Genomic DNA, 6,605 nt, shown 5'->3' on the forward strand with positions numbered 1-6,605 from the left:
GAAGCTGATGGCGGCGCTGGCGCTCGTCGTGGGCGCGCTGCGAAACCTCGAGGCGGTCACGCCGACGCTGAAGACACTCGCCGTCAAGCACACGCGTTACGGTGTCCGCGACGAACACTATGCCACCGTGGGCGTCGCTCTTCTCGAAACCCTGTCGCTGTTCTTCGGCGAGCGTTTCACGCCCGCATTGCGAAGCGCCTGGACAGGCGCCTACGCCACGGTCAGCGCAGTGATGATCGAGGCTGCCAACGAGCAGATCGAACGCGGTTTTCCCGCATCCTGAAGACATTCAACCGCCATTGAAATCCAGAATTTCCGAGATTTCCAGCGTCCGCAAGACGGCAGACCTGTGTCTCGGCCCCGACCGATAACCGCGTGTTGGGCGCTACCGATCCGCCATGAAGGAACATAACCATGACCCTCACTCAGAAGGGACGTTTCCGTCTATTCTACGCTTCGATCCCAAATGACTTCTCTGAGAAGCAGAAATCCCAATTTGACTTGGTGTATATGAAGAGCGTGTTCAAAGCTGGCTTCAGCGCCGGTTTGGCGGGGCAATATCGCGAAACACCGGTGACGCCCGTTCTTGCCGGTCGATAGGGTTGAGGGTGCTTAGATGATCGACAAGCGATGCGCTGCATGAGTGACGTGACCGTTTGCTGGGCTTGATCGTTCCTGGAGCCATTCGCATCCTGATTGGAATGCTTTGGCGTTGTGGTTATCGCTGTGGAAGCGGCCGGGGGGAGCGAGTTTCCCTGCCGGTGAACGGCTTGCGGCCCACTATGGCAGCGGCGGGCCACGTTGTGCCTCCGAAGCGACGGCCCAAAGCGTCTGCGAGATCGTTGGAGTGATCACAAAAGAAGAGACCTGTACAAGATAGCGCTCTCATCATACGTAAGAATCGTACCGTTTACCTGGGCCCGATCAATGACATACGCATTCGACCCCGTTGTACAACTTGCGGTACTGACCGTAGCTTTTGGTCTCGTGCACCTTTGGGCTCGAAGTCACGCCTTTCAATTTGCCGCGCACAGTGTTTTGTTCGTATTGTTGACGGCAATCCTGCTGCTCAATGACATCGAACCCTATTCTCCTGCCGTTGGCCCAGAGGGTCTCTCGCTCCGCCTCTTTTACGCCGCAGCAAAGGCAGTCTGGTGGATAGGTGGGGCGTTAATGCTAGTGAGCTCTGTACGAGCTTTCCTCATCTTTGAAGGTCGCCCAAGGGAAGCCAAGCTAATCCAAGATCTTATAGCCGGCCTCCTATATGTGGGCGCGGTGCTCGCGATCGTCGCTTATGTCTTCAACGTTCCCGTGGGGACGCTCATCGCGACATCCGGCGTTGTTGCCGTCATCCTCGGCCTTGCCCTCCAGAGCACGCTTTCCGATGTATTCTCGGGCATCGCCCTTAACCTGGGACGACCTTATGCGGTCGGAGACTGGATCATTTTGGATACAGGTGTCCAAGGGCGTGTCGTTGAGACCAATTGGCGGGCGACCCACCTTCTAAACGGTGCGAACGACCTCGTCGTCGTACCCAATACGACGTTGGCAAAAAGCCAACTCACAAATATGAGCAGCCCGGACGAAACGCACGGCGTCACAATCACTGTGAGGGTCGCGACCACAAGGGGACCATCGTGGATCAGGCAGGTTTTCGAAACCATCCTGTTGGCAAGCAGGTCCGCGCTACAGAACCCGGCGCCGCTTGTCAGTCTGACTGACATGGACGGTCAATCAATCAATGTGGAGCTTGCATTTCGCGTTGCAGAGGCCAATCAAATAATCGCCGCGAAGAACGAGATGTACGATTTGATCTTCCGTCATCTCTCGGCCGTTGGCCTTACGCTTTCAGTTCCGTCGACATACATCAACGGTTCCGCAATGAACACAATACCGGCTGGCGAGCGGCGATCCGATCAATTTACGCTGGTGAGAGGTATGCCGATATTTGCCCAGTTGAGCGACGCTGAAGTGGATGCGCTAGCTTCCTCGCTTGTAATGCGCGATGTTGCGGCAGGGCAAAAGATCATTGATCAGGGCGATAAGTCGCCAACCCTTTTGTTGGTGGGACGAGGCGCTATTCTTGTTGAACGAATTTCCAGAGGTAGGGCCGTCGAGCTGAACCGCTTGTCACCGGGGGACTTTCTAGGAGAGCGCGGTGTATTGATGGAGACAGGAGAGCCCGGCACAATCAAGGCGCTATGTCGCTCGGTGGTCTATGAAGTGCCGCTGGAAAGTTTGACTGCGATAATGCACGACCGGCCCGCCCTTGCCGAAGAACTGGGCGCTGTCCTTGCGGCGCGACTAGAGAGTGAAGCACTTGTAGAAGGCGACACGCTTCCTGTGGCAGATCGTTCTGTAGGAATTGCATATCGCATTCGTCGCCTCTTTCGCTTGCCGACGCATCAATAATGGCGTTGAATTCCAACACTCTGGCCCGCAAGGCTGTGTCAGTGACCAGCGCACCATGACCGACGGAAATGCGTTCTCCCTGGGAACTTGCGAGCATTTTTGGTGCGACGCTGGCCGTCTCCGCCCGTTCAGGCAGCGGCAGCTTGGCTTCCTCGTTGGCAGCTCTGTAGAGTTCGCCGACAACGTCCGTAGTCGACGACATCGAGGCTGTCCGGCTGGGCGTCAATGCACCGCTTGTGTGCTGGATCCCGCTGACTCAAACATGAAAGGACATCAGTCTTTCATGCAGATTTTCGCCGGCGGTTGGCCTATATCGGACATTCAAACCTCTGTACCGGACCGCGTGCGCATCGCGGCGTGGTGTCGGGGTCAAGCCGATGCTGCAACAGAGAATGACGCATGACAGCCCAGTTCGACATGTTTTCGAATGAACCGGTTACGCCCGTTGCCGGGGCGGGTCGCAACGATCAACTGAAGAGGGGCGCGCCAGGAACGATGAACGAGGCGGCAATGGTCCGCCACCTGACGGAAACCGGCCGCTACCGGGTCCTGACGAAACTCGAGCACCGTGAGATTGCCGCCACCGTTCGCCCGCAGTTCCCGTTGAGAGGCCTCATCCTCGACACCGAGACCACGGGCCTCAACCACCGCAAAGACGAGATCATCGAGATTGGCGCGATCGCCTTCACCTTCGATGAGCGTGGCATGATCGGTGATGTCACCGGTGTCTACGGTGGCCTTCAGCAGCCGACGGGTCCCATCCCTGCCGAAATCACCAGGCTGACCGGCATCACTGACGACATGGTTGCCGGCCAGATCATCGACATGAGAGCGCTGCGAACTTTGCTCGATCCGGCTGACCTGGTGATTGCCCATAATGCTGGCTTCGACCGACCATTTTGCGAGGCTTTTTCCCCGGCATTTGCGGGCAAGGCCTGGGCTTGCTCGAACTCGGAAATCGACTGGCAGTCGCGCGGATACGAAGGCACGAAGCTTGGTTATCTGACCGGGCAGGCGGGGTACTTTCACGGGGGTCACCGCGCCGTCGATGACTGTTTTGCGCTGCTGGAGGTTTTGGCGCGCCAGGTGGAGGGTGCTGCCGGCACAGCTTTTTCCGAACTTTATCGCGCAAGCCAGAGATCGCGCGTCCGCGTCCTTGCGGAAAACAGCCCGTTCGACATGAAGGATGCTTTGAAAGCCCGCGGCTACCGCTGGTCCGACGGAAGCGACGGCCGCCCGAAGTCCTGGTGGACCGAGGTCGGTGAAGACGCGCTGGAAGATGAGCTCCGCTATCTTCGAAGCGAAATCTATCGGTATCCGGATGCGGACCCACCGGTCAAATACCTGACGGCATTCGACCGTTTCCGTGCCTGACACACCCTAAAGGCATGTGTCCGAGACGTCGGCGGGCGATCCGTCCGCAAGCGGAAAACCAAGCCGATGGCGTCTGAAGACTGTTTCGCTGTTGATCTGTCGTGATGGCAGGTGGCGAGAACCGTGCATGGGCTGGTACGGGCATCAACGATCGGAAGCGTCGCCGTCTTGCCATGATGTCAGTCTCGTTATACCTTTTCTGCAAATAAGGTATAACGTTGACCGGGCGCGCGATGAAGACCATTGACCTCATGTATCAAACGATGCTCGCAGAGCTTGGACAACGGTCGCTCGATGCCGCATGGGCTGCAGACTTCCCAGCGGACGGGCGCTTCACGCCAGTCAAAGTCAAAGAGCGCCGCTACTGGTATTTCGACCAATCGGACGGCGCAGGCGGTCGGACCCGGCGTTATGTCGGCCCAGCGGACGATCCGGAGATTTCGGCTCGCGTCGACAATTTCAAAGAACTGAAGGACGATCTCCGTGCTCGGCGCCGCATGGTATCCAGCCTCGTCCGCGAGGGTGGGATGATCGCGGCAGACCGCATGACCGGCGATATCGTTGAAGCCCTTGCCTCTGCAGGTCTCTTCAGATTGCGTGCGGTCCTGATCGGTACCGTTGCCTTCCAGACCTACGCGGGAGTTCTCGGCGTGCGCTTGCCAATGGCATCCATACTCACCGGTGATGCGGACATTGCCCAGGACTACGCCATTTCGGCCGAGGTCGAGGACACACTGCCTCCTATTACGCAAATCCTTCAAGCGATCGATCCGACATTCCGCCCAGTACCGCATGTCTCTGGATCTGTGGCGTCGTCTGCGTTCACAACCGCCTCGGGCTATCGGGTCGAATTTCTGACCCCGAACCGGGGATCGGACGACCATATCGGCCAGCCTGCAAAGATGCCCGCCCTCGGCGGCGCCAGCGCCGATCCGCTGCGGTTTCTCGATTTCCTCATCCGGGACCCGGTGAGGACAATCCTGCTGCACAAAAGCGGTGTCCCCGTGACAGTCCCAGACCCTTCCCGGTACGCTATCCATAAGCTGATTGTCGCCTCGCGCCGACGCAACGACGGCCTGAGCGCATCGAAGCGCGAAAAAGATATCCGGCAGGCGGAACTTCTGTTTGAGGCTCTGCAGCAGACACGCCGCGTTTCAGACCTGGCCCTCGTCTACAACGAGGCATGGGAGCGTGGCGAACGTTGGCAAGCCGCCATTCGGGCGGGTGCGGGCATGTTGCCGGAAGAGAGCCGGGAGCGTCTCAGGGACAGTCTCAGGGCAGGGGCAATCGATATCGGTGAAAACGTCACCATGCCGTTCTAGAGGTAACGATGCGTTTGGAGCACCGCGCCTCAAGGGCAACGGGCATCGCGCTGGTCCGACTGCGCGTCGCCCGGGTGGAATCCGAATACTTGATCCGACCTGTTGCGATGTGACACCGTGGATGGCTTCATTTCCACATCCCCCCGCATCCGGGGCGCCAATGTCGATGCGGGCCGGACGGGCGCTGCGCTCTGACATGGCAGCACTCACCTTGGCCATGCGGTCGTCTCGAACAAGCCGTGTCACCCAGCAAACACTGCATGCAGACGAGCCCAAAAGCCTTCCCGCCTGTCCACATGTCTTGTCCTGAGATAGCTGGCGGTCGCTCCAGCGCTTACGGTTGCGCCGAAATGACAATAGCAGATGATTTCGTGCAAATGCCTGTCGGACAGCTCGAAAAATCGTCTGGCTTCTCCGTAGGTATCGCTTTCCATCCCCGCTGCCCGAAGGACAGGATCGTCAAAGGCGACCGAGATCGCCGAGTTGTCGCTCCGCAAGAGAGCGCGTGCCGCGTCCGGTTGATATTCGGTTTGCTGGAGCGTCGAGAGGACGCGGTGCGGATCCCGTTCGAGAAGTTCCGCCCAGCGTTGGAGACGCTCAGCGCGCGTCATGACTTGATGAGGGTAATCCCGGTTGATCCTAGCAAGAGTTTGCAGTTGATCGACTTCGTGGTGCTTCATTTCGGCCTCCATTGAGACGATTGATGCTCCGACATTACAGCCTCACCAGCGTGACTCTTACCAAGGATTAAGTCCAATCACGATTGAACTGTCGGCTTGTCTGTCGAGCCGGGTCGGTTAATCGGCCGCAGCGTTATCGACTTTCGTCCAGCAAGCGACCATTCGTCGGCACCGTCCACAGGCCGGCCATACGCGTAAAAGGGAAACGGGTTGAAGGCGCGCATGTCTTCACGGATGGCATGAGCCTAGGGTCTTATCACGCCCGCAATCAACGTGATCGAGACGATGGCCAGCCAGCCGGAGGCGATCCTCTGAACCACATAAAGTCGCCTGTCGCCACTGCTTCTCGTCCGTGTAAGGCTACCAGCGCCGCACCAAATCAAAGCCACCGTTATCACCATGACGCCGAAAATTCCCAGCTTCGAGGCGAATTCGGGATCGCCGGGAGACGGTAGAAGGACCAAACCGAATATGAGGGCCTTTGGGTTCAGCATGGTGGTCAGATAGACGCGTTTCGCCGTCACCTTATCCGGGGTGCCATCGCTCTCGTGCATGTGCCACAGCCTGACGGCCATGAACATGACCCATCCTGCGGCGGCGAGTTTCATCACGATCGCGACGATCTGCCAACGTGCGAGAACTTCCGATCCCAGCCAGGCCAGCGGCAGGATCGTTGTGAGATAACCGAGCAGTTCGGCCGGGATCAGCCGTTGGGCCTTGCGAAGCCCGTTTTGCGCTCCCGCAAGGCCCATTAATGTATTGGTGGGGCCCGGAGAAAGCAGGAGTGCGAGGACCGCAAAAGAGAACGCAGCATAGG

7 protein-coding genes are annotated in these 6,605 nt (G+C 58.5%); 5 read left to right on the forward strand and 2 right to left on the reverse strand.

The window, feature by feature from the left end:
* The 5 genes from AC1D17_RS27125 to AC1D17_RS27145 all read left to right on the forward strand — a co-directional run.
* Positions 1–283: globin domain-containing protein (locus tag AC1D17_RS27125; protein ID WP_477568352.1), on the forward strand; the 283-nt coding region annotated here is incomplete at its 5' end.
* Between the two features lie 131 nt (positions 284–414).
* Positions 415–600 carry a hypothetical protein gene (locus tag AC1D17_RS27130; protein ID WP_477568353.1) on the forward strand — a complete coding sequence of 62 codons (186 nt, stop codon included), beginning with the start codon at positions 415–417 and terminating at the stop codon, positions 598–600.
* A 327-nt stretch (positions 601–927) separates the two neighbouring features.
* Positions 928–2,412, forward strand: a complete 1,485-nt coding sequence (locus AC1D17_RS27135) for a mechanosensitive ion channel domain-containing protein (protein ID WP_477568354.1) — start codon at positions 928–930, stop codon at positions 2,410–2,412.
* Between the two features lie 399 nt (positions 2,413–2,811).
* Positions 2,812–3,786, forward strand: coding sequence for a 3'-5' exonuclease (locus AC1D17_RS27140; protein ID WP_477568355.1), 975 nt, complete (start codon positions 2,812–2,814; stop codon positions 3,784–3,786).
* A 233-nt stretch (positions 3,787–4,019) separates the two neighbouring features.
* Complete coding sequence (locus tag AC1D17_RS27145) at positions 4,020–5,108, forward strand: nucleotidyltransferase family protein (RefSeq protein ID WP_477568356.1); 1,089 nt, start codon at positions 4,020–4,022, stop codon at positions 5,106–5,108.
* Between the two features lie 242 nt (positions 5,109–5,350).
* Here the strand turns inward: AC1D17_RS27145 and AC1D17_RS27150 are convergent, their stop codons facing one another.
* Positions 5,351–5,788 carry a hypothetical protein gene (locus tag AC1D17_RS27150; protein WP_477568357.1) on the reverse strand — a complete coding sequence of 146 codons (438 nt, stop codon included), beginning with the start codon at positions 5,786–5,788 and terminating at the stop codon, positions 5,351–5,353.
* 245 nt (positions 5,789–6,033) lie between these two features.
* On the reverse strand, positions 6,034–6,605 hold a 572-nt coding region (locus AC1D17_RS27155; RefSeq protein WP_477568358.1), incomplete at its 5' end, for a LysE family translocator.

This window comes from Pararhizobium sp. P1_E7 (assembly GCF_056405855.1).

Bases quoted from the DNA above. Each gene is read 5' to 3' on its own strand.
- AC1D17_RS27140 (WP_477568355.1), top strand. From the start codon at position 2,812: ATGACAGCCCAGTTCGACATGTTTTCGAATGAACCGGTTACGCCCGTT.
- AC1D17_RS27130 (WP_477568353.1), top strand. From the start codon at position 415: ATGACCCTCACTCAGAAGGGACGTTTCCGTCTATTCTACGCTTCGATC.
- AC1D17_RS27150 (WP_477568357.1), bottom strand. From the start codon at position 5,788: ATGAAGCACCACGAAGTCGATCAACTGCAAACTCTTGCTAGGATCAAC.
- AC1D17_RS27145 (WP_477568356.1), top strand. From the start codon at position 4,020: ATGAAGACCATTGACCTCATGTATCAAACGATGCTCGCAGAGCTTGGA.
- AC1D17_RS27135 (WP_477568354.1), top strand. From the start codon at position 928: ATGACATACGCATTCGACCCCGTTGTACAACTTGCGGTACTGACCGTA.